Raw genomic sequence first — 23,180 nt, 5'->3', positions numbered from 1 at the left:
CGGGGTCAACTGCCGCTCCGGGCCAGCGCGACCAGTTCGTCGGTGACGGCGGCCCGCTGCTCGGCGGTGGCCAGCGGCGGGCAGGGGTCGACGTCGGTGACCGAGCCGTCCGGCCCGAGGCGCAGCTCGAACAGCCGGGTGCCGAGTAGCCCGGCCAGCCGGTGCAGCCGCGGTCCGTACCGGTCGGCGAGGCGGCCGACCGGGCGGGAGCCGCAGTACAGCAGGCGGTCGAGACCCGGCTCGGGCCGGATCTCGACCGGGACGGGTGCGTTCGCCCCGCCGGGCCAGGCCGGCCGGGGCAGTTCGAGTTCGCCGGAGGCGGCGGTGAGCAGCCCGCCCCTGGTCGCCCCGCCGCTGCGGGCGACCGGCAGACCGCAGCGCTCGGCGTGCACCAGGGCGGTGGTGGGGGAGAGCGGACCGTGCGCCGTGCCGTACGCGCTGACCAGGCCGAGCACCCGGGAGCCGAGGCCGAGCAGCCAGCCGGCGACCAGCGCGTGCAGCTCGGCCCGGGCGTAGTCGAGGTCCTTCGGGCTCGCCCGGCCGAGACCGAGCACCGGCAGTGCGGACAGGCGGTGCAGCACCGCCGCCGTGCCGGTGTCGGTGAGCACTTGGCCGTCGGGGAAGGTCAGCCGGGTGGTGGCGGTCCCGGCCGCGCTGACCCGGTGGCTCCACCGGGCCCGGGCCAGCTCGGCGGGGGAGAGCGGCAGCACGCGGTCGCCGCCCAGCCGGCCGGCCAGTGCGCGGGCCACCGCGGCCGCCCCGAGGTCGGCCCGGTCGGCCAGCACCAGGACCACCGGGGTCACTGCGGCGGGAGGGTGTCGAACGCCCGCTTGGCCTGCGCGTCGCCGTCGGCCATCGCCTGCCGGAGCGTGTCGGCCCCGGTGCCGTAGGCCGGGCCGCCCTGCAGGTCGGGCCGGAGGGCGGAGCCGATGAACGGCTCGGCCGCCGTACCCTCGCCGGTGCCGAGGGCCTGCTCGACCGCCGCCAGCCTGCTCTGCAGGTCGAGCACGGCGGCCGGCACCGGGTCGTCCTGACCGGCACCGAACGGATCGCCGGGCCGCTCGAACTGGCCCTTCTCCAGGCGGTCCTTGCCGTCCTTGCGCTCCTTGAACGGCTCCTTGGCCTCCTTGCGGCCGTCCTTGCGGTCCTTGAGCGGCTCCTTGAGGTCCTTCAGCCCGTCCTTGAGCTCCTTGCGACCGTCCTTCAGCTCCTTGCCGCCGTCCTTGAGCTCCTTGGTCAGCGGCTTGCCGCAGGAGACCGAGACGGTGGCGGTCATGGTGACGGCGGCGGCCGGGATCGCGCTGACGGACACGCAGCTGTCGGCACCGGCATAGGACTTGGTGCTCGGTGAGGTGGCGCCGCTGAGGGTGTTGTTGCCGGTGCTGCCCGGGTACGGGTCGCCGGCGTCGCCGCGGTTGCGGGCGAGCTCCAGGTCGCGCCGGCCGTCGGCCTGGAGCAGGCCGACCTTGTAGTGGTTCTCGTCGGTGTTGCCGGGCTTGCTCTCGTCGATGTGCCAGACCAGCAGGCCCTCGCCGGGCAGCGAGACGTCGTAGCCGCTCTGCTGGCGGTTCTCCACCAGGAAGTACTCGCTGCCGCCCGCGCCGTCCTTCCAGAGCCGGTGCACGGTGTGGCTGGACTTCACGTCCTCGAACGCGACCGGGCCGCCGGTGGTGACCACGGTGGCGCTCGCCCAGCCCTGGTTGACCTTGCACCAGGCGGACGGGTGCACCGGGACGTCACCGCCGCCGCCCCAGGAACCGCCGCCCATCAGGCACCAGTTGCCGACCCCCTCGGAGCTGCCGTCGGTGTCGTACAGGTCGGGGAAGCCGAACAGCAGGTGGCCGAGCTCGTGCGCGCAGACCCCGATCCTGGCGTCCTCGGGGATGGTCAGGTAGGCGAAGATCTTGGTGCCGTCGGCGTTCTGCGCGGCGGGCAGCGTCCACTTGTGCGACCAGATGTCGCCCGGGCGGCCGGTGGCCTCGCCGCCGGAGCCGGCGTGCACCACGATGAAGGCGTCCACGAAGCCGTTGCCGTCGTTGTCGTACGGGGCGAAGTCGAGCAACGGGTCGGCGGCCAGCGCCGTGTCACGGGCCATCAGGTGGGCGCGCGGTTCGCCGCTGGGTCTGCCGATGCCGAAGTTGCCGTTGGCGTACCAGGCCAGCGTCTGCGGCAGCCGGATCGGGCCGACCACCTCGCCGACGATGTCGATCAGACCGTGCGTCACCTCGCGGTAGTACTCCCGCACGCTGCCGTGCGGGAGCTCGCCGAGCGAGAAGAACAGCTGCTCGAAGTGGGCCTTGGTGGCCGTCATCGCCCGGTCGGAGAAGTCGGCCAGCACCACCGCGACCCGGACCGGGCCGCGCAGCGGGGCCCGGTCGGCGGCGGCCGACTGGATGGTGTTGTACGGCGTGCCGAGCGGGAACTCGTCGGGCGGGAAGATCGCGCCGTCGTCGAAGCCGAGCCGCTTGGGGGTGCGCCCGACGGCCAGCTGGCCGGTGAGCTCGTCGGGGCCGGAGCGGACCCGGGCCAGCTCCTCCTGGAGGCGTTGGCGCAGCTCCGGACTGGGGGAGACGGCGCAGAAGTCGGACCGGACGGCGCGGGAACGGGGCATGGCGACTCCCTCGGCAGCGGACTGCGATCTCGTGGCTACTCATGGTAGTCAGCGGAGCGCGCGTTGGATACCGCCGTGCGAGGGAGCGGCCTTGCGGGGTCAGCCCTGTTCGAGGACGAAGCTTTCGGTGGCCGCCTTGCTGGCGCCGAGCCGGCCGAGCAGGCCGTCGGCCCCCTCCAGCTCCAGCAGGGCGAGCAGGATGTGCTCGGTGCCCACGTGGTTGTGGCCGAGCCGGAGCGCCTCGCGGAACGTCAGCTCCAGCGCCTTCTTGCCACCGGCGTCGTACGGGATCAGCCCCGGCACGTCCGCCACCGGCGCGGGCAGCACGGTGCCGACGGCCGCGCGCAGCGCCTCGGGCGTGACCCCCTGGGCGGTCAGCGCCCGGGTGCCGGTCGCCTCGGGGGTGGCGAGCAGGCCGAGGGCCAGGTGCTCGGCCCGGATCTCCTGGTTCCCGGCGGCGCGGGCCTCCTCCTGGGAGGCCATCACCGCCTGGCGGGCCCGGTCGGTGAAGCGGCCGAAGCCCTGGCTCGGGTCGAGGTCGCCGGGCTCGCCCGGGTCCTTGGCCACGAAGCGCTTCTGGGCGGCCTGTCGGGTCACGCCCATGCTCTTGCCGATGTCGGACCAGGAGGCACCCGAGCGGCGGGCCTGGTCCACGAAGTGGCCGATCAGGTGGTCGGCCAGGTCGCCGAGGTGGTCGGCGGCGATGACGGCACCGGAGAGCTGGTCCAGCGCGTCGGGGTGCACCTTCTTGATGGCGTCGATCAGGTCGTCGAGGCGTACGGGGATCGTCATGCGTCAACGGTAGGTTGACGTCAGCCCTGACGTCAACCCGAAGTTGACATCTGGAGGACGGTAGGGATGTGCGGGTGGATTCAGGGTGGGGTGCGACCTGATGGAGAGGTGCGCGGCTCCAGGTGTCGGATGGCAGGCTGTGGCACGCTGCCGACCGGATTGGGCGCCCAGGGCGGGCCGCGGGGACTTCTTGCATGAATGTTCCGTGATGCGTATATTCATGCCGAGTCCTAGGAGGGATCATCATGGCATTGCGAGTCGCCGTCGCCGGCGCCAGTGGGTATGCGGGCGGGGAGGTGCTGCGTCTGTTGCTCGGGCATCCGGAGATCGAGATCGGGGCGCTGACCGGCGGGTCGAATGCCGGGGCCAGATTCGGGGAGCTCCAGCCGCACCTGCTGCCGCTGGCCGACCGGGTGCTGGAGCCCACCACGCCGGAGGTGCTGGCCGGGCACGACATCGTCTTCCTCGGGCTGCCGCACGGCCAGTCGGCCGCCGTGGCCGAGGCGCTCGGCGACGAGGTGCTGGTGGTGGACTGCGGGGCGGACTTCCGGCTCAAGGACGCGGCGGTCTGGGAGAAGTTCTACGGCTCCCCGCACGCCGGCACCTGGCCGTACGGCCTGCCCGAGCTGCCCGGCCACCGGGCCGCGCTCAAGGGGACCAAGCGGATCGCCGTCCCCGGCTGCTACCCGACCGCCGTCTCGCTCGCGCTGTTCCCGGCGTACGCCGCGAAGCTGGCCGAGCCGGAGGCCGTGATCGTGGCCGCGTCCGGCACCTCCGGCGCGGGCAAGGCGGCCAAGGCGCACCTGCTCGGCAGCGAGGTGATGGGCTCGATGAGCCCGTACGGCGTCGGAGGCGGGCACCGCCACACGCCCGAGATGGCGCAGAACCTCGGCCCGGTCGCGGGCGAGCAGATCACCGTCTCGTTCACCCCCACGCTGGCGCCGATGCCGCGCGGCATCCTGGCCACCTGCAGCGCCAAGGCCAAGCCCGGCGTGACCGCCGAGAGCCTGCGCGCCGCGTACGAGCGGGCCTTCGCGGGCGAGCCGTTCGTCCGGCTGCTGCCGGCCGGCCAGTGGCCGCAGACCAGCTCGGTCTACGGCTCGAACGCCGCGCTGGTCCAGGTCGCTCTGGACGAGCACGCGGGCCGGATCATCGCGATCAGCGCGATCGACAACCTGGTGAAGGGCACCGCCGGTGGCGCGGTGCAGAGCATGAACATCGCCCTCGGCCTGCCGGAAGAGCTGGGCCTCCCGCTGAACGGAGTCGCACCGTGACGAACCCCCAGAGCATCGGCGTGACGGCGGCCAAGGGCTTCCGCGCCGCCGGCGTCACCGCCGGAATCAAGGCCAGCGGCACCCCCGACCTGGCCCTGGTGGTCAACGAGGGCCCGTCCAACGCCGCCGCAGGCGTCTTCACCTCGAACCGGGTCAAGGCCGCCCCCGTGCGCTGGTCGGAGCAGGTGGTCAAGGGCGGGCGGATCTCCGCCGTGGTGCTCAACTCCGGTGGCGCCAACGCCTGTACCGGTCCGCTGGGCTTCCAGGACACCCACGCCACCGCCGAGAAGGTGGCCGCCGAGCTTGAGCTGAGCGCGGGCGAGGTGGCGGTCGCCTCCACCGGCCTGATCGGGCTCCGGCTGCCGATGGACCTGCTGCTGCCCGGCGTCGAGCAGGCCGCCAAGGCGCTCTCCGCCGACGGCGGCGAGGCCGCCGCGATCGCCATCAAGACCACCGACACCGTGCACAAGACCGCACAGGTGACGAAGAACGGCTGGACGGTCGGCGGGATGGCCAAGGGTGCGGGCATGCTCGCCCCCGGCCTGGCCACCATGCTGGTGGTGCTGACCACCGATGCCGACGTCACCGCCGGGGGCCTGGACGTCGCGCTGCGCAGCGCGACGGACACCACCTTCGACCGGATCGACTCGGACGGCTGCATGTCCACCAACGACACGGTGCTGCTGCTCGCCTCGGGTGCCTCCGAACTCGTCCCGGAGCAGGACGAGTTCGCCGCCGCGGTGGCCACCGTCTGCGCCGACCTGGCGCGCCAGCTGATCGGCGACGCCGAGGGCGCCAGCAAGGACATCCGGATCGACGTGACCGGCGCCGCCACCGAGCAGGAGGCCGTCCAGGTGGCCCGGGTGATCTCCCGGAACAACCTGCTCAAGTGCGCCCTGCACGGCGAGGACCCGAACTGGGGCCGGGTGCTGGCCGCGATCGGCACCACCGACGCGGCCTTCGACCCGGACCAGCTGAACGTGGCGATCAACGGCGTCTGGGTCTGCAAGGACGGCAGCGTCGGCGAGGACCGGGACCTGGTCGACATGACCGGCCGCGAGGTGGTCATCACCGCCGACCTGCGGGCCGGCGACGCGGCGGCCACGGTCTGGACCAACGACCTCACCGCCGACTACGTGCACGAGAACAGCGCCTACTCCACCTGAGCCGGGGGACCCCGTGAAGATCGCACCCAAGGGCGAACAGGCCCGTAACAACACCGCGTTGCCCAAGGCACTGACCCTGATCGAGGCGCTGCCCTGGCTGGAGCGCTTCCACGGCAAGACCGTGGTGATCAAGTTCGGCGGCAACGCCATGGTCGACGAGTCGCTGAAGGCGGCCTTCGCCCAGGACGTGGTCTTCCTCCGCTACGCCGGTCTGCACCCGGTGGTGGTGCACGGCGGCGGCCCGCAGATCAGCGCCCAGCTCGGCAAGCTCGGCCTGGAGTCCTCCTTCACCAACGGCCTGCGGGTCACCACCCCCGAGACCATGGACGTGGTGCGGATGGTGCTGGCGGGTCAGGTCCAGCGCGAGCTGGTCGGGCTGCTGAACGAGCACGGCCCGTTCGCGGTCGGGATGACCGGCGAGGACGCGCACACCATGACCGCCGTGAAGCGGTACGCCGTGGTGGACGGCGAGCAGGTCGACATCGGCCTGGTCGGAGACATCGTCAACATCGAGGCGGGCGCCGTGAAGGCGCTGATCGGGGACGGCCGGATCCCGGTCATCTCCTCGATCGCGCGCGGCACCGACGGCCACGTGTACAACATCAACGCGGACACCGCCGCCTCCGCCCTGGCGGTCGCGCTGGGCGCCGAGATGCTGGTGGTGCTCACCGACGTCGAGGGCCTGTACGCGGACTGGCCGAACTCCGACGACGTGATCAGCCAGCTCGGCACCACTGAGCTGGAGGAGCTGCTGCCGACCCTGGCCAGCGGCATGCTGCCGAAGATGGAGGGCTGCCTGAACGCGGTCCGCTCCGGCGTCGGTACCGCCCGCGTGCTGGACGGCCGGGTGCAGCACAGCCTGCTGCTGGAGATCTTCACCGACGAGGGCATCGGCACCATGGTGGTGCCGGACGACGAGACGACGGTCCTGGGGGGCCTGGCATGACGAACGACCAGCTCAGCCAGCGGTGGCAGCACACGCTGATGGACAACTACGGCACCCCCCGGATCCCGCTGGTGCGGGGCGCCGGCTCGACCTTCTGGGACGCCGACGGCAAGGAGTACCTGGACCTGGTCGGCGGGATCGCGGTGAACGCGCTCGGCACCGCCCACCCGGCCGTGATCGAGGCGGTGACCGCGCAGATCGGACAGCTCGGCCACGTCTCCAACCTGTTCATCGCCGAGCCGACCGTCCGGCTGGCCGAGCGGCTGCTGGACCTGTTCGACCGCGAGGGCGGCCGGGTGTTCTTCTGCAACTCCGGCGCCGAGGCCAACGAGGCCGCCCTCAAGATCAGCCGGCTGACCGGCCGGACCCACCTGGTCTCGCTCCAGGGCAGCTTCCACGGCCGGACCATGGGCGCCCTGGCGCTCACCGCCCAGCCCGCCAAGCAGACCCCGTTCGTCCCGCTGCCGGGGGACGTCACGTACGTGCCGTTCGGCGACGTCGAGGCGCTCCGGGCGGCCGTCACCACCGAGACCGCCGCCGTCTTCCTGGAGCCGATCCAGGGCGAGAACGGCGCGATCCCGCTGCCCGAGGGCTATCTGACGGCGGCTCGGGAGATCACCCGGGCCACCGGCACCCTGCTGGTGCTGGACGAGGTGCAGACCGGCATCGGCCGGACCGGCCACTGGTTCGCCCACCAGGCGTACGAGGGCGTCGAGCCGGACGTGGTGACGCTGGCCAAGGGTCTCGGCGGCGGGCTGCCGATCGGTGCGACGGTGGCCTTCGGGCCGGCCGCCGAGCTGTTCCACGCCGGGCACCACGGCACCACCTTCGGCGGCAACCCGGTGGTGGCGGCGGCGGGTCTGGCGGTGCTGGACACGATCGTCGCCGACGGGCTGATGGCGCACGTGCAGAAGGTCGGCGAGCAGCTGCGCACCGGTATCGAGGCGATCGGCTCCCCGCTGGTCGACCACGTCCGGGGCGCCGGTCTGCTGCTGGGCATCGTGCTCACCGCGCCGGTCGCCGGCCGGGTCCAGGCGGCCGCCCAGCAGGCCGGCTTCCTGGTCAACGCCGCCGTTCCGGACGCCGTCCGGCTGGTCCCCCCGCTGGTGTTCACCGAGCAGGAGGCGGACCGCTTCCTGGCCGCGCTTCCGGAGATCCTGAACAGCGTCGCCCCCGACGCGAACGTCTGAGCGAACTCCGGGAGAATCCTCGCATGACCGCTTCCCACTCCGACCAGCCCGCCGCCGGGCCGACCTCGCAGGTCCCGCAGACCCGCACCGCACGGCACCGGCGGATCGTGGACCTGTTGACCCGTCAGCCCGTCCGCTCGCAGAGCCAGCTGGCCAAGCTGCTCGCCGACGACGGACTGGTGGTCACCCAGGCCACCCTCTCCCGGGACCTGGACGAGCTGGGCGCGGTGAAGATCCGGAACCGGGACGGCGCGCTCATCTACGCCGTCCCGGCCGAGGGCGGGGACCGCACCCCGCGCGCCCCGATGGGGGAGTCCGCCACCGAGGGCCGGATGGCCCGGCTCGCGGGTGAACTGATGGTGTCCGCCACCGCCTCCGGCAACCTGGTGGTGCTCCGGACCCCGCCGGGCGCCGCCCAGTTCCTCGCCTCGGCGATCGACCAGGCCGAGGTCTTCGAGATCATCGGCACCATCGCCGGCGACGACACCGTCCTGCTGATCAGCCGCGACCCGTTCGGCGGCCAGGCCCTGGCCGACCACCTGATGCAACTGGCCCAGGCCAAGGCCCAGTAGGCACCCGCCGCAGGCGGCTCCGGCCCAGCCCCCGCCCAGACCAGCCCGCCGCAGGCGGCTCCACCGCCGAATCCTCCGAAAAGCCCGCCGCAGGCGGCTCCCGCTTTCGAAGCCCGCCGTAAGCGACCCCTTCCGAAGGCTCGCCGCAGGCGGCCCGTCACCCCCGGAGCCCGCCGCAGGCGACCCCCGTATTTTGAGTTTCATACGGCGTAGTGCATACTTATGCCTGTCGTCGTAACCCTGTTCGCACTGTTGTGAAGGAGAAAGCCGTGACCGAGCGCGTCGTACTCGCCTACTCGGGCGGTCTGGACACGTCCGTCTGCATCGGCTGGATCGCCGAGGAGACCGGCGCCGAGGTCATCGCCGTCGCCGTCGACGTCGGCCAGGGCGGCGAGGACCTCGAGGCGATCCGCCAGCGCGCGCTGGACTGCGGCGCCGTCGCGGCCGAGGTCGCCGACGCCCGCGACGAGTTCGCGGACGAGTACTGCCTCCCGGCCCTCAAGGCCAACGCCCTCTACCAGGGCCAGTACCCGCTGGTCTCGGCGCTGTCCCGGCCGGCCATCGTCAAGCACCTGGTCGCCGCCGCCAAGAAGCACGGCGCCACCACGGTCGCCCACGGCTGCACCGGCAAGGGCAACGACCAGGTCCGGTTCGAGGTCGGCATCCAGTCGCTCGCTCCCGAGCTGAAGTGCATCGCCCCGGTCCGCGACTACGCGATGACCCGGGACAAGGCGATCGCCTTCGCCGAGGCGAAGAACCTCCCGATCGTCACCACCAAGAAGAACCCGTACTCGATCGACCAGAACGTCTTCGGTCGCGCCGTCGAGACCGGCTTCCTGGAGGACATCTGGAACGCCCCGATCGAGGACGTCTACGAGTACACCCAGAACCCGGCCACCCCGCGTGAGGCGGACGAGGTCGTCATCACCTTCGAGGCCGGCGTGCCGGTGGCGATCGACGGCCGCAAGGTCTCGGTGCTACAGGCGATCGAGGAGCTCAACAAGCGGGCGGGTGCCCAGGGCGTCGGCCGGCTCGACATGGTCGAGGACCGCCTGGTCGGCATCAAGTCCCGGGAGATCTACGAGGCCCCCGGCGCGATCGCGCTGATCACCGCGCACCAGGCGCTGGAGAACGTCACCGTCGAGCGCGAGCTGGCCCGCTACAAGCGGCAGGTCGAGCAGCGCTGGGCCGAGCTGGTCTACGACGGCCTGTGGTTCTCCCCGCTCAAGCGCGCGCTGGACGGCTTCCTGAACGAGGCCAACCAGGTCGTCTCCGGCGACATCCGGATGGTCCTGCACGGCGGCCGCGCCGTCGTGAACGGCCGGAAGTCGGACCGCTCGCTGTACGACTTCAACCTCGCCACCTACGACACCGGCGACACCTTCGACCAGTCCATGTCCAAGGGCTTCATCGAGATCTTCGGCCTGTCCTCGAAGATCGCCGCCCGCCGCGACCTGGCCTGATCCCCGCTGTAGAACGCCCCGGCTGCCCTGGGCAGCCGGGGCACCGTACTACCCGAACACCTAGAAGGAGCCCACGCGATGACCGCCGATCAGAACGCCGACGTCCGCCTCTGGGGCGCGCGCTTCGCCGACGGCCCCTCCGAGGCGCTGGCCAGGCTGTCCGCCTCCGTGCACTTCGACTGGCGGCTGGCCCCGTACGACATCGCGGGCTCGAAGGCGCACGCCCGGGTGCTGCACCAGGCCGGGCTGCTCAGCGACGACGAGCTGACCGGCATGCTCGGCGGCCTGGACGCGTTGCTGGCCGACGTGGCGTCAGGCGCCTTCACCGGCACGGTCGCCGACGAGGACGTGCACACCGCGCTGGAGCGCGGCCTGCTGGAGCGGCTCGGCCCGGACCTGGGCGGCAAGCTGCGGGCCGGCCGGTCCAGGAACGACCAGATCGCCACCCTGTTCCGGATGTACCTGCGGGACCACGCGAAGATCATCGGCGGTCTGCTGCTCGACCTCCAGCACGCGCTGGTCGGCCTGGCCGAGGCGCACCCCGACACCGCGATGCCGGGCCGCACCCACCTCCAGCACGCCCAGCCGGTGCTGTTCGCCCACCACGTGCTCGCCCACGTCCAGGCCCTCGGCCGGGACGCCGAGCGGCTGCGCCAGTGGGACACCCGGACGGCCGTCTCGCCGTACGGCTCCGGCGCGCTGGCCGGCTCCTCGCTCGGCCTGGACCCGGAGGCGGTCGCCGCCGAGCTGGGCTTCGAGCACGGCTCGGTGGGCAACTCGATCGACGGCACCGCCTCGCGGGACTTCGTCGCCGAGTTCGCCTTCGTCACCGCGATGATCGGGATCAACCTGTCCCGGATCGCCGAAGAGGTGATCATCTGGAACACCAAGGAGTTCGGTTTCATCACGCTGCACGACGCCTTCTCCACCGGGTCCTCGATCATGCCGCAGAAGAAGAACCCGGACATCGCCGAGCTGGCCCGGGGCAAGTCCGGCCGCCTGATCGGCAACCTGACCGGCCTGCTGGCCACCCTCAAGGCGCTCCCGCTGGCGTACAACCGGGACCTCCAGGAGGACAAGGAGCCGGTCTTCGACTCCTGCGACACCCTCGAGGTCCTGCTGCCCGCCTTCACCGGCATGATGGCCACCCTGACGGTCCACCGGGAGCGGCTGGAGGAGCTGGCCCCGGCCGGCTTCTCGCTGGCCACCGACATCGCCGAGTGGCTGGTCCGGCAGGGCGTCCCGTTCCGGGTCGCGCACGAGGTGGCGGGCGCCTGCGTCACGTTCTGCGAGGCCCGGGGCATCGAGCTCTCCGACCTGACCGACCAGCAGTTCGCCGAGATCTCCGCGCACTTGACCCCCGAGGTCCGCTCGGTGCTCACCGTGCACGGTTCGATCGCCTCCCGGAACGGACGGGGCGGCACCGCGCCGTCCGCCGTCGCGGTCCAGCTGGCCGAGCTGAAGGCCGGCCTGGCGGTCCAGCAGGAGTGGGTCCAGGGCTGAAGGTTCGCCTGATCGAGGGGACGCCCACGGGCGTCCCCTCGTCGTTCTCCGGGTGTGATCCGTTACGCCGAACTGCGCCCCGTCCTCACCCGAACGGAGTGGGTGGTCCCGTCCGCCGAGGAGCAGGTGCTGACCGCCGCCCGGGAACGAGCGGTGCGCCGCGCGCTGGCCCGCCTGCCCGGCCGCTGCCCCGAACTGATGACCGCCCTCGCCGAGGCCCCCGAGCTGACCTACCGCCAACTCGCCGAGCGGCTCGGCCTGCCGCGCGGCAGTATCGGACCCACCCGCTCACGCTGCCTCGCCTGCCTGCGCGCCCTCCTGCACACCGAACGGCCGGAGTGACGCTCGCCACGTCCGGCGGCCGGAAGGTTGCCGGAGGCCGGACGGTGGGTAGAGCGCTGGCGAACGTGCCCTTGACGCTCCCTCAAGCGGCCGGATACTGGGCAGGCGCGCAGATCCGACCCCGAGGACAGTCGGGGCACGACTGCGCCACCCCCGGTCAGGGCAGATCCCCGGCCGGGAATCCTTCGCAGGGCAACCGGTGTGCCACCCTCACCCCGCGCACCGGGAACTAACGATGGGGAGGCCCCAGCACATGGGCATGAGCGTGAACATCTCGGTGGCGAACGAAGAGGACGCGGAGCAGATCCTCAAGCTCCAGTACCTCGGCTACCAGTCCGAGGCCGAACTGTACGGCGACTGGGCCATCGAGCCCCTGACCCAGAGCCTGGAGAGCCTGCGCGCGGAGCTGGCCGAGCGCCACGTCCTGGTGGCCCGACTCGGCGAGGAGATCGTCGGCACCGTCCGCGGCTCCGTGGACGAGCACGGCACGGCGCACGTCCACCGCCTGGTGGTGCACCCCCGGATGCAGCGGCACGGCCTGGGCGGCCGACTGCTGGACGCGGTCGAGCGGCAGCTCAGCGCCGAGGGCCCGGTCAGCTCCTTCGAGCTGTTCACCGGCCACCGCAGCCTGGGCAACCTGCGGCTGTACGCCCGGCACGGCTACCGGCAGACCGAGGTCCGCGAGGTCAGCCGGAGCCTGAGCATCGTCACGCTGGAGAAGCGGGCGGCGGTCGCGGCCGCCGCCTGAACGTGCGGAGAGCACCCGACCTGATGACCGGTCGGGTGCTCTTTGCGTTGGTACGCCTGTGTCGTGTCCGTATTTCGGACCGGTGTTCCTGATAATTGGGACCGTGTCCATATGTCTGATTTACTTTCATCCATGACCACGACGACGACCTGCACCCCCACCGGCGGCACGCCGGCCGGAGCGCGCTGCATGTGTTGTTGTCGAATGTGTCGCTTCTGAGGGCTCTCGCCCCTCTTCCCGCGCACCCCGTGCCGTGACTCGTAAGGGTCACGCCCACGCGCGCCCCCGCCGCCCAGCGGCCACGATCGAAGCATGGCCGGACCTGATCCTCCCTCAGAGGTGTGCCTCCGCATGCCGTCGTCCGCCCCCGACCAACGGAAGCAGCCGTGATCACCACCAAGGACCTGACCAAGGTCTACCGAACCCGAGGCCGCGAGGTCTCCGCCCTGGCCGGGGTGGACCTGCACGTGCGCGAGGGCGAGGTCTACGGAGTCGTCGGCACCAGCGGCGCCGGCAAGTCCACCCTGATCCGCTGCGTCAACATGCTGGAGCGCCCCAGCTCCGGCACGGTCACCGTGGACGGCGTCGACCTGACCGCGCTGCCCGGTACCGAGCAGCGCGCGGGCGCCGAACTCCGGGCCGCCCGCCGCCGGATCGGCATGGTCTTCCAGCACTTCAACCTGCTGGCCTCGCGCACCGTGCAGCAGAACGTCGAGCTCCCGCTGGAGATCATCGGCCTGGACCGCACCCAGCGCCGCCGCAAGGCCGGGGAACTGCTCGACCTGGTCGGCCTGGGCGACAAGGCCCGCGCCTACCCCGGCCAGCTCTCCGGCGGCCAGAAGCAGCGGGTCGGCATCGCCCGGGCGCTGGCCGGCGACCCCAAGGTGCTGCTCTCGGACGAGGCCACCTCGGCGCTCGACCCGGAGACCACCCGCTCGATCCTCGCCCTGCTGCGCGACCTCAACCGGCAGCTCGGCCTGACCGTGCTGCTGATCACCCATGAGATGGACGTCATCAAGTCCGTCTGCGACTCCGCCGCGCTGATGCGCGGGGGCCGGGTGGTCGAGGCCGGGAAGCTGACCGACCTGCTGGCCACCGAGAACTCCGAGCTGGCCCGCGAGCTCTTCCCGCTCGGCGAGTTCGGCCACGGCCACCCCGGTAACACGGTGCTGGAGATCACCTTCCAGGGCGACACCTCGGCCCGGCCGTTCGTCTCCCAGCTGGCCCGCACCTACCAGATCGACATCAACATCCTGGGCGCCGCGGTGGAGACCATCGGCGGCCGGATGGTCGGCCGGATGCGGGTCGAACTGCCCGGCGGGCACCGCGACAACGTGGTGCCGATCGGTTTCCTGCGCGAGCAGGGCCTGCAGGTGGACGTGCTCGACGAGAAGGGCGGGGCAGCGGCATGACCTGGGATCAGATGCAGGACCTGATGTGGCCCGCCACCTGGGAGACCTTCCAGATGGTCGGCGTCGCCACCGTGGTCACCGTGCTGCTCGGGCTGCCGCTCGGCCTGCTGCTGGTGCTCACCGACAAGGGCGGCGCGCTGCAGAACGCCCCGGTGAACCGGGTGATCGGAGCCGTCGTCAACCTCGGCCGCTCGATGCCGTTCATCATCATCATGGTCGCCCTGCAGACCTTCACCCGGGCCGTGGCGGGCACCACCATCGGCTGGGAGGCGGCCACCGTGCCGCTGACGGTCGGCGCCATCCCGTTCTTCGCCCGGCTGGTGGAGACCTCGGTCCGTGAGGTCGACGGGGGCCTGGTGGAGGCCGTGCACGCGATGGGCGGCGGGACCTGGACCACCGTCCGCAAGGTGCTGCTCCCCGAGTCGCTGCCCTCGCTGGTCTCCTCCGTGGTCACCACGATCATCGCGCTGATCGGGTTCTCCGCGATGGCCGGCACGGTCGGCGGCGGCGGCCTCGGCTTCCTCGCCATCAACTACGGCTACCTGCGTTTCGAGACCGGCTTCATGTGGGTGATCGTCGCCGAACTGGCCGTCATCGTGACGGTCATCCAGCTGGCCGGTGACCTGATCGTCCGTCGGCTGACCAACCGCGGCGGGTCCGGGGGGACCACCCGCCTGCTGCGCTCGCGCGCCACCCCCGCCGAGAAGGACGAGGAGCTCGTCCTTCCGCACTGACCACGCGGCCGGCCCGACCCGGGGCCGGCCGCGAGACCTGGCCGGCGGATCGCCAGAAGCGATCCGGCCGACCGTCCGTTCCATGGAGAAAGGCACTTTTCGTGCGTAACGTCCTGAAGTTCACCAGCGTCCTCGCCACAGCCGGGCTCGCCCTGTCGCTCACCGCCTGCAGCAGCGACAGCTCCTCGTCCGGCTCCAGCCCGGACGCCGCGCTCACGGTGATCGCTAGCCCGACCCCGCACGCGCAGATCCTGGACTACGTCAAGAAGAACCTGGCCGACGCGGCCGGGCTCAAGCTCGAGGTCAAGGTGGTCACCGACTACGTGACCCCGAACACCGCCGTCCAGGACGGTTCGGCCGACGCCAACTACTTCCAGCACGTGCCGTACCTCGAGGACTTCAACAAGAAGCAGGGCACCGACATCGTCTCGGTCGAGACCGTGCACCTGGAGCCCCTCGGCCTGTACTCCAAGAAGGTGAAGTCGGTCACCGAGCTGGCCAACGGCGCCACGGTCGGCCTGCCCAACGACGTCACCAACGAGGGCCGGGCGCTCAAGCTGCTCGCCGACAACAACGTGATCAAGCTCAAGGACGGCGTGGGCACCGCCGCCACCCCGGCCGACGTGGTCAGCAACCCGAAGAACCTGAAGTGGAAGGAGCTGGAGGCCGCCCAGCTGCCCCGCTCGCTCCCCGACCTGGACGCCGCCGTGATCAACGGCAACTACGCGCTGGAGGCCAGCCTCAAGCCCGCCACCGACGCGATCCTGCTGGAGAAGGCCGCGGGCAACCCGTACGCCAACATCCTGGCCGTCAAGAAGGGCAAGGAGAACGACCCCCGGGTGAAGAAGCTCGCCGAGCTGCTGCACTCCGACAAGGTCAAGGAGTACATCAACACCACCTTCAACGGTTCGGTCATCCCGGCTTTCTGAGCGGGCAGCTGACGGTTCGTGATGGCACCCTCGCCGGCGGGCGGGGGTGCCATCACCTCGTTTGCGGGTACCGTGTCACGGCCCGCACAGGGCGGGGCGTACCGTGAAGTCCACGACCCGGCGAGGAGAGAGACGGATGGCAGCGAGCTTCCCCGAGACCGCGATCAGCACCGAGCGGCTGCTGCTGCGCCCCCTCGCGGAGACGGACGCGCCCAGCCTGGTGGCCATGATGGCCGACGAGCAGGTGCACGCCTGGACCGCCATCCCGCAGCCCTTCACCGAGGGCCACGCCCTGGAGTGGATCCGGGAGTTGGCCCCCGCCCGCCGGGCGGACGGGCGCGGAATCGTTTTCGCGGTCACCGAGAACCTCACCCAGCGGGTCGTCGGCGTGGTCGAACTGCGCTGCACCGACTGGCGGTTGCGCTCCACCGAGGCGACCTACGTGACCGCGGCCTGGGCCCGTGGCGAAGGTTACGCCCCCGAAGCGGTGAACGGCGTCGCCCAGTGGCTGTTCGAGGACCGGGACTTCCTCCGGCTCGAACTGCGCACCGCCGCGGGCAACACCGCCGGCCAGCAGGTGGCCCAGAAGCTCGGCTGCATCAGCGAGGGCGTCCTACGGAGCGCCTGGATAGTGCGGGACGGCGAGGAGAGCCGCACCGACCTGATCCTCTGGAGCCTCCTCCCGGAAGACCTCGAACCGGTCAACCCCCGCGAACCGCACTTCGCGGCCGGCCGCTGAACGCCCAGCCCTTGGCAGGTGGTTCGGGAGAGTCGGGGGCTCGGGGCTGTGCTGTTGTGCGGCTCCGCCGCGTGGGCGCCGCCGACCGTTGGCAGGTGGCTCAGCACAGCAGGGGCTCGGGGAACTGCGACGCCGGCCTCGTGCAAGGTGATCGTCGCGTAGATGGTCAGGCACTTTCGCAGTGACCCGCACGCCAGATCTCCTCGCAGTTCCCCGAGCCCCTGGGTAGTGCAACCGGACGTCCTGCCGAAAGTGCAGCCCCGAGCCCCTGGGTGGTGCAACCGGACGTTGTGCCGAAAGTGCAGCCCCCGAGCCTGGACCCCCGACCCGGGTGCCCGGTAAAAGGCTGAGCGCCTGCGAAGGTGCAGCCCGTACGGCTGTGCGAGTTTGCCGTGTTCGGTGGGCGCCAGCCGGTAGCCTCGGGGCGGGGGCCGACCGGCCGTCAGGTGGACTGAGGGAGCAGCGGTAGATGGCGGACCGGATCACGGTCATCGGGTGGGACGGCACTCCACTGACCGAGGCAGCCGCCTCGGCCCTCGCGGGCGCGACCCTGGTGGCCGGGGCGCCCTTCCAGCTGGCCGCGCTGCCGGTCCCGGCCGGTGCCGAGCGGCTGCCGCTGGGCAGTGTGCAGCAGGCCGCCCGTCGGATCGCCGAGCACCGGGGCGCCGCCGTGGTGGTGGCCGAGGGCGACCCGGGGTACTTCGGGGTGGTCCGGGAGCTGCGCCGTCCCGAGTACGGGCTCGAACTGGAGGTGCTGCCTGCGGTTTCCTCGGTGGCCGCGGCCTTCGCCCGGGCCGGGATGCCGTGGGAGGACGCCCAGGTGGTCAGTGCGCACGGCGGACGGCTGCGCCGGGCGGCCAACATCTGCCGGGCGTACCCGAAGGTCGCGGTGCTCACCACCGCCGGGGCCGGGCCGAGCGAGCTCGCGTTGATGCTCCGTGGGGTGCACCGTACGTTCGTGGTGTGCGAGGCGCTCGGGACCGACGACGAAACCGTCACGGTGCTCACCTCGGACCGGGTGCCGGACCATGACTGGCGTGACCCGGCGGTGGTGCTGGTGATCGGCGGCGCGGGCCCGAACCACGCGCCGACCGAGACCTCCGGCTGGCTGGCCGGCCGTCCGCTCGGTTTCCCCGGGCCGGACCGGGGTTGGGCGCTGGATGCCGAGGCGTACGCGGGTGCGGAGCGCGGCGCGGCCCCGGCGGGTGCCGCCGGCACCGCGCTGCCCCCGCACGTCCGCGCGCTGGCGCTGGCCCGGTTGGGTCCGGTGCCCGGCGAGCTGCTCTGGGCGGTGGGCGCGGGCAGTGGTGCGCTGGCGGTGGAGATCGGACGGTTCGGTGCTGCGGTGGTGGCGGTGGAGGCGTCCCGTTCGGCCTGCGCGCAGATCACCGTGAACGCCCGCCGGTACGGGGTCGAGGTCGAGGTGGTGCACGGGGTGGGCCCCGAGGTGCTCGGCGGCCTGCCCGAACCTGACGCTGTGGTGGTCGAGTCCGGCGGTGCCGAGGTGGTCCGGGCGGTGCTCGCCCGCCGGCCGGAGCGGCTGGTCGCGGTCGCGCACTCGCTGGGCGAGGCGGAGGAGATCCGGGCCGCCATCGCGGGCGCGGGATACCGGGTGGACGGCGCACTCCTGCAGTCCACGTCGCTCGGGCCGGCGCACGGCAGCGCGCCCGGGCTGGGGCTCGGGCCGGGGGAGCAGAGCCTGGTCCTCTGGGGCGAACAGGGCTCCTGACGGCTGTTCGACAAGCCGCGCGAATCGGACACCGGTTCGGAAGTCGAGCGGGGATGGCCGGTAAGGTAAGCCCTTCGAGTGCGCTTGCGATCGACGGTTCGTGTCCAGTTCGTCCTGTCTGCCACCTTTCTGACGTGGCGGAACCCACAGGCCGGAGCGGTCCCGGACATTCGACGTGAAGCAGGTCGGCCCGGAAGAATGCCATCGGGCCCCGGTGCGGTCGTGCCGGTTGTCCCGGGCTGTCGTTGTTTCTGATGGTGTGCCACCCCTCCCACGGGCAGCGCACCGGTCGGGAGCACGGCACGGCGGACGTCGGGCCGGAGGACGGACGGATGAACGGGCGGGAGCACGGCCCGCCCCGAGCGGAGAATTGGGCGCGGCGGTCGGCGATCACCGCGCCAAGGGTGCGGCAGCGCCCGGAAGGAGCTTTGAGATGACCGATGGCGGCCACGTCCTCAGCGAGGGCCTGCCCGAGCACCTGCTCGGCGGCGCCGACCCGCTCGGCCGCCCGGACGGCGTCCCGGCGCCGGGTGCCGATCCCCATCCCGCCTACACCTTCCTCGACCAGCCGGACGGGCTGGACGAGGACGAGGACGTGCTCCTGATGCCCGGTCCGCAGGTCTCCTGGGGCGATGCGGCGGTGCACGGGGCGGTCGAGACGGTCCTGATGAGCGACCCCGCCGCCACCGCTCCGCCGATCGACACCATGACGCTCCGTGCGGTCGAGGAGCCGCTCGCGGCCCCGCTCGGCCAGCCGGTCGAGCCCTCCTGGCCGCCGCTCACCCCGCCGGCCGTCGGCCTGCCCCCCGTGGTTGCAGAACCGGTTGCTCAACCCGCCCCGGAGTCCCTCGGCCGACCGGCCGCCGCCCCGGCGCGCGAGCAGGTGACGGCCCCTCAGCCGCCGCGCCGCCCGCTGCACGCCGGTCCGCCGATCCCGGACCCCTCACTGATGACCGGCCACGTCCCGGTCCGCTCGCTCGCCGACCGGGGCCCCTCGGGGAGCACCCCGGCGTACGGCGTGCCGATCGTGCCCGCGCCGGTGGTGGTCCAGCCGGTTCCGGTGGCTGCGCCCGCTCCGGTGGAGCCCGCTCCGGTCGTGGCCGAACCGGTCGTGGTGGTCGAGGTCCCGGTGGTGCCGGTCGAGGTTCCCGCCGTCGAGCCGATCGTGGTCGAGCAGCCGGTGGCGGTCGAGCCCGTGGTCACCGAGCCCGCGCCGGTCGAGCCTGCCCCGGCCGTCGAGCCGATCGTGGTCGAGCCGGTGGCCGTCGAGGTGCCGGTCGAGGCCCCGGCCCCGGTCCTGGTCGAGCAGCCCGTCGAGGTCCCGGCCGTGCAGCCGGCCCCGGTCGTGGCCGAGCCGGTCGTCGTGGCCGTCGAGGACCCGGTGGTGCCGGTCGAGGTTCCCGCCGTCGAGCCGATCGTGGTCGAGCCCGTGGCCGTCGAGCCGGTTGCCGAGGTCCCGGTCGAGGTGTCCGCGGAGGTACCGGTGGCCGCCGAGCCCACGGTCGTCGAGGTCCCGGAGCCCGTGGTCGCCGAGCCGACCGCCGTCGAAGCCCCGGTCGAAGCAGTGTCCGAAGCGCCGGTCGAGCCCGTCGCGATCCCGGCCCAGGCCGCCGCTCCGGCCCGGCAGCCGGGCCGGATCTCCGCGTTCCTGGCCGCCCCGGCCCCGCACGGTCTGCCGACCGTCGAGGCGGAGCCCCGCCCGGAGGCCGTCCCGTCCGCCGAGACCGTCAGCGGCGAACTGACGCCCGCGTCCTTCCCGGCCCAGTTCCAGGCCCCGGAGCCGGCCCAGCCCGAGCTGACGGCCGTTCAGCCCGAAGCCGAAGCCGAAGCCGAAGCCGTGGCCCAGCCCCAGCCCGAGCCCGAGGCCGCCCCGGTGACGGAGGCCGCGGAAGAGCCCGAGCCCGAGGTGGACCGGGGCCCCGCCGCCCCCGCCTACGACGAGGCCGGCCGCGACGCCGTCCACCAGGTGATCCGCGAGCGCCGCGACATCCGGAACGGCTTCCGCCCCGACCCGATCCCGCACGAGGTGCTGATCCGGGTGCTGGAGGCCGCGCACACCGCGCCCAGCGTCGGCTACTCGCAGCCGTGGGACTTCGTGGTGATCCGCTCGGCCAAGACCCGCCGCCGGATGCACGAACTGGCGGAGCGTCAGCGGGTGGCGTACGCCGACTCGCTGCCCAAGGCGCGGGCCAAGCAGTTCAAGGAAATCAAGATCGAGGCCATCCTCGACACCCCGGTGAACATCGTGGTGACCGCCGACCGCACCCGGGGCGGCCGGCACACCCTGGGCCGCCACACCCAGCCGCAGATGGCGCCGTACTCGGCCGCCCTCGCGGTGGAGAACCTCTGGCTGGCCGCCCGCGCCGAGGGCCTGGGCGTCGGCTGGGTGAGCTTCTTCGACGAGGAGGAGATGGTCCGCGAGCTGGGCCTGCCCGACCACCTCGACGTGGTCGCGTACCTCTGCGTCGGCTACGTGGACTCGTTCCCCGAGGAGCCCGAGCTCCAGCAGCAGGGCTGGGCCAAGAAGCGCCCGCTCTCCTGGGTGGTGCACGAGGAGCAGTACGGCAACCGCGCGCTGCCCGGCGAGGAGCCGTCCAGTCTGCTCGCCGACACCCTGCGCGGCATCCGTCCGCTGGACGCCAAGGCGCTCGGCGAGGCGTGGGACCGGCTGAAGCGGATGACCAAGCCGGCCGGTTCGCTCGGCATGCTGGAGATCATCGCCGCTCAGCTGAGCGGTCTGTCCCGGAAGTGCCCGCCGCCGATCCCGGAGCCCGGCTGCGTGGCCATCTTCGCGGGTGACCACGGCGTGCACGCCCAGGGCGTCACCCCGTGGCCGCAGGAGGTCACCGCCCAGATGGTGGCCAACTTCCTGGCCGGGGGAGCGGTGGTCAACGCCTTCGCCGCCCAGGTCGGGGCCGAGGTCTGCGTGGTGGACGTCGGCGTCGCCGCCGAGCTGCCCGACCCGATCCAGCAGGGCCGCACCACCGGCCTGCTGCCGCGCAAGGTCAAGCCCGGCACCGACGACATGACGCAGGGTCCGGCGATGAGCCGGGACGAGGCGCTGAAGGCGATCGAGGTCGGCATCGAGACCGCCCGCGACCTGGTCGCGGCCGGCAACAAGGTGCTGATCACCGGCGACATGGGCATCGCCAACACCACCGCCTCCTCCGCCCTGATCGCGGTCTTCGCGGGGGTGGACCCGGCCGAGGTGACCGGTCGCGGCACCGGCATCGACGACGAGACGCACGCCCGGAAGATCGACGTGATCCGCCGCGCCCTGACGCTGCACCAGCCGGACCCGTCCGACCCGATCGGCGTACTGGCGGCGGTCGGCGGTCTGGAGCACGCGGCGATCGCCGGCTTCCTGCTCGGCGCCGCCTCGCTGCGCACCCCGGTGATCCTGGACGGCGTGATCGCCGGTTCGGCCGCACTGGTCGCCAAGGCCATCGCCCCCGAGGTGTTGGCGGCCTGCATCGCCGGGCACCGCTCGGCCGAGCCCGGCCACCAGGCCGCGCTGGCCAAGCTCGGCCTGCGCCCGCTGATCGAGCTGGACCTGCGGCTCGGCGAGGGCACCGGTGCCCTGCTGGCCCTCCCGCTGGTGCAGAGTGCGGCCCGGGCGATGCACGATGTAGCCACCTTCGACTCGGCCGGCGTCACCGAGAAGAACTGACGCCCCCGCAGCAGTCCTGCCGTATCCCCGCACCGGCCCGAGGGCGCGCCGGTGCGGGGTCGTGCCGCCGTACCACCGTAGAACCCTCTCCTCCCCGCCCCCAGGAGCACCGCCGATGAGCACCGCGCCCAACCCCCACCCCAGCACCGAGGGCCGTACCCCGTACCCCGTGGGCCTGCTGCTCACCGGCCGCCGGGTCGTCGTGGTCGGCGGCGGCCAGGTGGCCCAGCGCCGGCTGCCCGCGCTGATCGCGGCCGGTGCGGACATCCAGCTGATCTCGCCCGCCACCACCCCCGCCGTGCAGGCGATGGCCGACGCGGGCGAGCTCACCTGGCACCGGCGGGGCTACGCCGAGGGCGACCTCGCGGACAGCTGGTACGCGCTGGTCGCCACCGACGACCCGGCCGTCAACACCGCCGTCTCCGCCGAGGCCGAGCGCCTGCGGGTGTTCTGCGCCCGCAGCGACGACGCCGCCGCCGCCACCGCCTGGACCCCGGCCTCCGGCCGGGACGGCGGCGCCACCGTCTCGGTGCTCACCGGCGACCCCCGGCACTCCGCCGCGCTGCGCAACTCCATCGTCGAGGGCCTGCGGGACGGCTCGCTGGCGGCCCGTCAGTTCCGCGCCCACGGCGCGGGCGTCGCACTGGTCGGCGGCGGCCCGGGCGACCCCGACCTGATCACCGTGCGCGGCCGCCGGCTGCTGGCCGACGCGGACGTGGTGGTCGCCGACCGGCTGGCCCCGCGCGAGCTGCTCGCCGAACTCCCGCCGCACGTCGAGGTGATCGACGCCTCCAAGATCCCGTACGGCCGCTACATGGCCCAGGAGGCGATCAACCGGACCCTGATCGCGCACGCCAAGGCGGGCAGGTTCGTGGTCCGGCTCAAGGGCGGCGACCCGTACGTCTTCGGCCGGGGCGGCGAGGAGCTGTTGGCCTGCGTCGAGGCGGGCATCCCGGTCACGGTGGTGCCCGGCATCTCCAGCTCGATCAGCGTCCCGGCGGCGGTCGGCATCCCGGTCACCCACCGGGGCATGACGCACGAGTTCACCGTGATCTCCGGCCACGTCGGCCCGGACGAGCGTTCGCTGACCAACTGGGACGCCGCCGCCCGGATGACCGGCACCCTGGTGCTGCTGATGGCCGTCGACAAGATCGGCGCGATCGCGGCCCGGCTGATCGAGGCGGGCCGCTCCGCCGACACCCCGGTCGCGGTGGTCCAGGAAGGCACCACCGCCGCCCAGCGCCGGGTGGACGCCACCCTCGCCACGGTCGCCGAGGTGGTCACCACCGAGGGCATCAAGCCGCCGGCCGTGATCGTCATCGGCGAGGTCGTGCACGTCCTCGGCTGACGAGCAGCCCCG

The 23,180-nt window shown here is 72.6% G+C and carries 19 protein-coding genes; 16 read left to right on the top strand and 3 right to left on the bottom strand.

Annotated features, from left to right (window positions below; all coding sequences use genetic code 11):
* Positions 1-5: 5 nt before the first annotated feature.
* From ACIRPK_RS02245 to ACIRPK_RS02235, 3 genes are all read right to left on the bottom strand, one after another.
* The gene (locus ACIRPK_RS02245; protein ID WP_403031671.1) at positions 6-803 is read right to left on the bottom strand and encodes a hypothetical protein; all 798 of its coding nucleotides are present in this window, start codon (positions 801-803) and stop codon (positions 6-8) included.
* Complete coding sequence (locus tag ACIRPK_RS02240) at positions 800-2,611, bottom strand: M6 family metalloprotease domain-containing protein (RefSeq protein WP_403031668.1); 1,812 nt, start codon at positions 2,609-2,611, stop codon at positions 800-802. The genes ACIRPK_RS02245 and ACIRPK_RS02240 overlap by 4 nt, the downstream gene beginning before the upstream one ends.
* Before the next feature lie 99 nt (positions 2,612-2,710).
* The gene (locus tag ACIRPK_RS02235) at positions 2,711-3,403 is read right to left on the bottom strand and encodes a Clp protease N-terminal domain-containing protein (protein ID WP_403031665.1); all 693 of its coding nucleotides are present in this window, start codon (positions 3,401-3,403) and stop codon (positions 2,711-2,713) included.
* Positions 3,404-3,648: 245 nt separating this feature from the next.
* On the opposite strand from ACIRPK_RS02235, the gene argC reads away from it, so the two are divergent.
* From argC to cobA, 16 genes are all read left to right on the top strand, one after another.
* A complete protein-coding gene (argC, locus tag ACIRPK_RS02230) occupies positions 3,649-4,677 on the top strand; it encodes an N-acetyl-gamma-glutamyl-phosphate reductase (protein ID WP_403031662.1) in 1,029 nt (342 codons plus the stop codon).
* Positions 4,678-4,691: 14 nt separating this feature from the next.
* The gene (gene argJ, locus ACIRPK_RS02225) at positions 4,692-5,843 is read left to right on the top strand and encodes a bifunctional glutamate N-acetyltransferase/amino-acid acetyltransferase ArgJ (RefSeq protein ID WP_403032709.1); all 1,152 of its coding nucleotides are present in this window, start codon (positions 4,692-4,694) and stop codon (positions 5,841-5,843) included.
* A gap of 13 nt (positions 5,844-5,856) precedes the next feature.
* The gene (gene argB, locus ACIRPK_RS02220) at positions 5,857-6,789 is read left to right on the top strand and encodes an acetylglutamate kinase (RefSeq protein WP_403031659.1); all 933 of its coding nucleotides are present in this window, start codon (positions 5,857-5,859) and stop codon (positions 6,787-6,789) included.
* Positions 6,786-7,979, top strand: coding sequence for an acetylornithine transaminase (locus ACIRPK_RS02215; RefSeq protein WP_403031656.1), 1,194 nt, complete (start codon positions 6,786-6,788; stop codon positions 7,977-7,979). Before argB ends, ACIRPK_RS02215 begins: the two co-directional genes overlap by 4 nt.
* Positions 7,980-8,002: 23 nt before the next feature.
* Positions 8,003-8,551, top strand: a complete 549-nt coding sequence (locus tag ACIRPK_RS02210) for an arginine repressor (protein WP_403031654.1) — start codon at positions 8,003-8,005, stop codon at positions 8,549-8,551.
* A 269-nt stretch (positions 8,552-8,820) separates the two neighbouring features.
* On the top strand, positions 8,821-10,014 hold the full coding sequence (locus ACIRPK_RS02205) for an argininosuccinate synthase (protein ID WP_403031651.1): 1,194 nt from the start codon (positions 8,821-8,823) through the stop codon (positions 10,012-10,014).
* A gap of 78 nt (positions 10,015-10,092) precedes the next feature.
* Positions 10,093-11,517 (top strand): argininosuccinate lyase, encoded by a 1,425-nt coding sequence (gene argH / locus ACIRPK_RS02200; RefSeq protein ID WP_403031648.1) that lies wholly within the window; start codon positions 10,093-10,095, stop codon positions 11,515-11,517.
* Between the two features lie 54 nt (positions 11,518-11,571).
* Positions 11,572-11,859 carry a hypothetical protein gene (locus tag ACIRPK_RS02195; protein WP_403031646.1) on the top strand — a complete coding sequence of 96 codons (288 nt, stop codon included), beginning with the start codon at positions 11,572-11,574 and terminating at the stop codon, positions 11,857-11,859.
* A gap of 253 nt (positions 11,860-12,112) precedes the next feature.
* Positions 12,113-12,607 carry a GNAT family N-acetyltransferase gene (locus tag ACIRPK_RS02190; RefSeq protein ID WP_403031643.1) on the top strand — a complete coding sequence of 165 codons (495 nt, stop codon included), beginning with the start codon at positions 12,113-12,115 and terminating at the stop codon, positions 12,605-12,607.
* Between the two features lie 386 nt (positions 12,608-12,993).
* Complete coding sequence (locus tag ACIRPK_RS02185; RefSeq protein WP_403031640.1) at positions 12,994-14,019, top strand: methionine ABC transporter ATP-binding protein; 1,026 nt, start codon at positions 12,994-12,996, stop codon at positions 14,017-14,019.
* Complete coding sequence (locus ACIRPK_RS02180) at positions 14,016-14,753, top strand: methionine ABC transporter permease (protein WP_403031638.1); 738 nt, start codon at positions 14,016-14,018, stop codon at positions 14,751-14,753. The genes ACIRPK_RS02185 and ACIRPK_RS02180 overlap by 4 nt, the downstream gene beginning before the upstream one ends.
* Before the next feature lie 101 nt (positions 14,754-14,854).
* Positions 14,855-15,682 carry a MetQ/NlpA family ABC transporter substrate-binding protein gene (locus ACIRPK_RS02175; RefSeq protein ID WP_403031636.1) on the top strand — a complete coding sequence of 276 codons (828 nt, stop codon included), beginning with the start codon at positions 14,855-14,857 and terminating at the stop codon, positions 15,680-15,682.
* Positions 15,683-15,818: 136 nt separating this feature from the next.
* The gene (locus ACIRPK_RS02170) at positions 15,819-16,421 is read left to right on the top strand and encodes a GNAT family N-acetyltransferase (RefSeq protein ID WP_403031633.1); all 603 of its coding nucleotides are present in this window, start codon (positions 15,819-15,821) and stop codon (positions 16,419-16,421) included.
* Between the two features lie 469 nt (positions 16,422-16,890).
* Complete coding sequence (cbiE, locus tag ACIRPK_RS02165) at positions 16,891-18,150, top strand: precorrin-6y C5,15-methyltransferase (decarboxylating) subunit CbiE (protein WP_403031630.1); 1,260 nt, start codon at positions 16,891-16,893, stop codon at positions 18,148-18,150.
* A gap of 433 nt (positions 18,151-18,583) precedes the next feature.
* A complete protein-coding gene (cobT, locus tag ACIRPK_RS02160; RefSeq protein ID WP_403031628.1) occupies positions 18,584-21,820 on the top strand; it encodes a nicotinate-nucleotide--dimethylbenzimidazole phosphoribosyltransferase in 3,237 nt (1,078 codons plus the stop codon).
* A 115-nt stretch (positions 21,821-21,935) separates the two neighbouring features.
* Positions 21,936-23,168, top strand: coding sequence for a uroporphyrinogen-III C-methyltransferase (gene cobA / locus ACIRPK_RS02155; RefSeq protein ID WP_403031625.1), 1,233 nt, complete (start codon positions 21,936-21,938; stop codon positions 23,166-23,168).
* The last annotated feature ends 12 nt before the right edge of the window (positions 23,169-23,180 follow it).

Origin of the sequence: Kitasatospora sp. NPDC101801 (assembly GCF_044766665.1) — a bacterium.
Classification (GTDB): Bacteria; Actinomycetota; Actinomycetes; order Streptomycetales; family Streptomycetaceae; genus Kitasatospora.
Note: the sequence above shows the minus strand (reverse complement) of the source record. Positions and strands in the feature narration are given on the sequence as shown.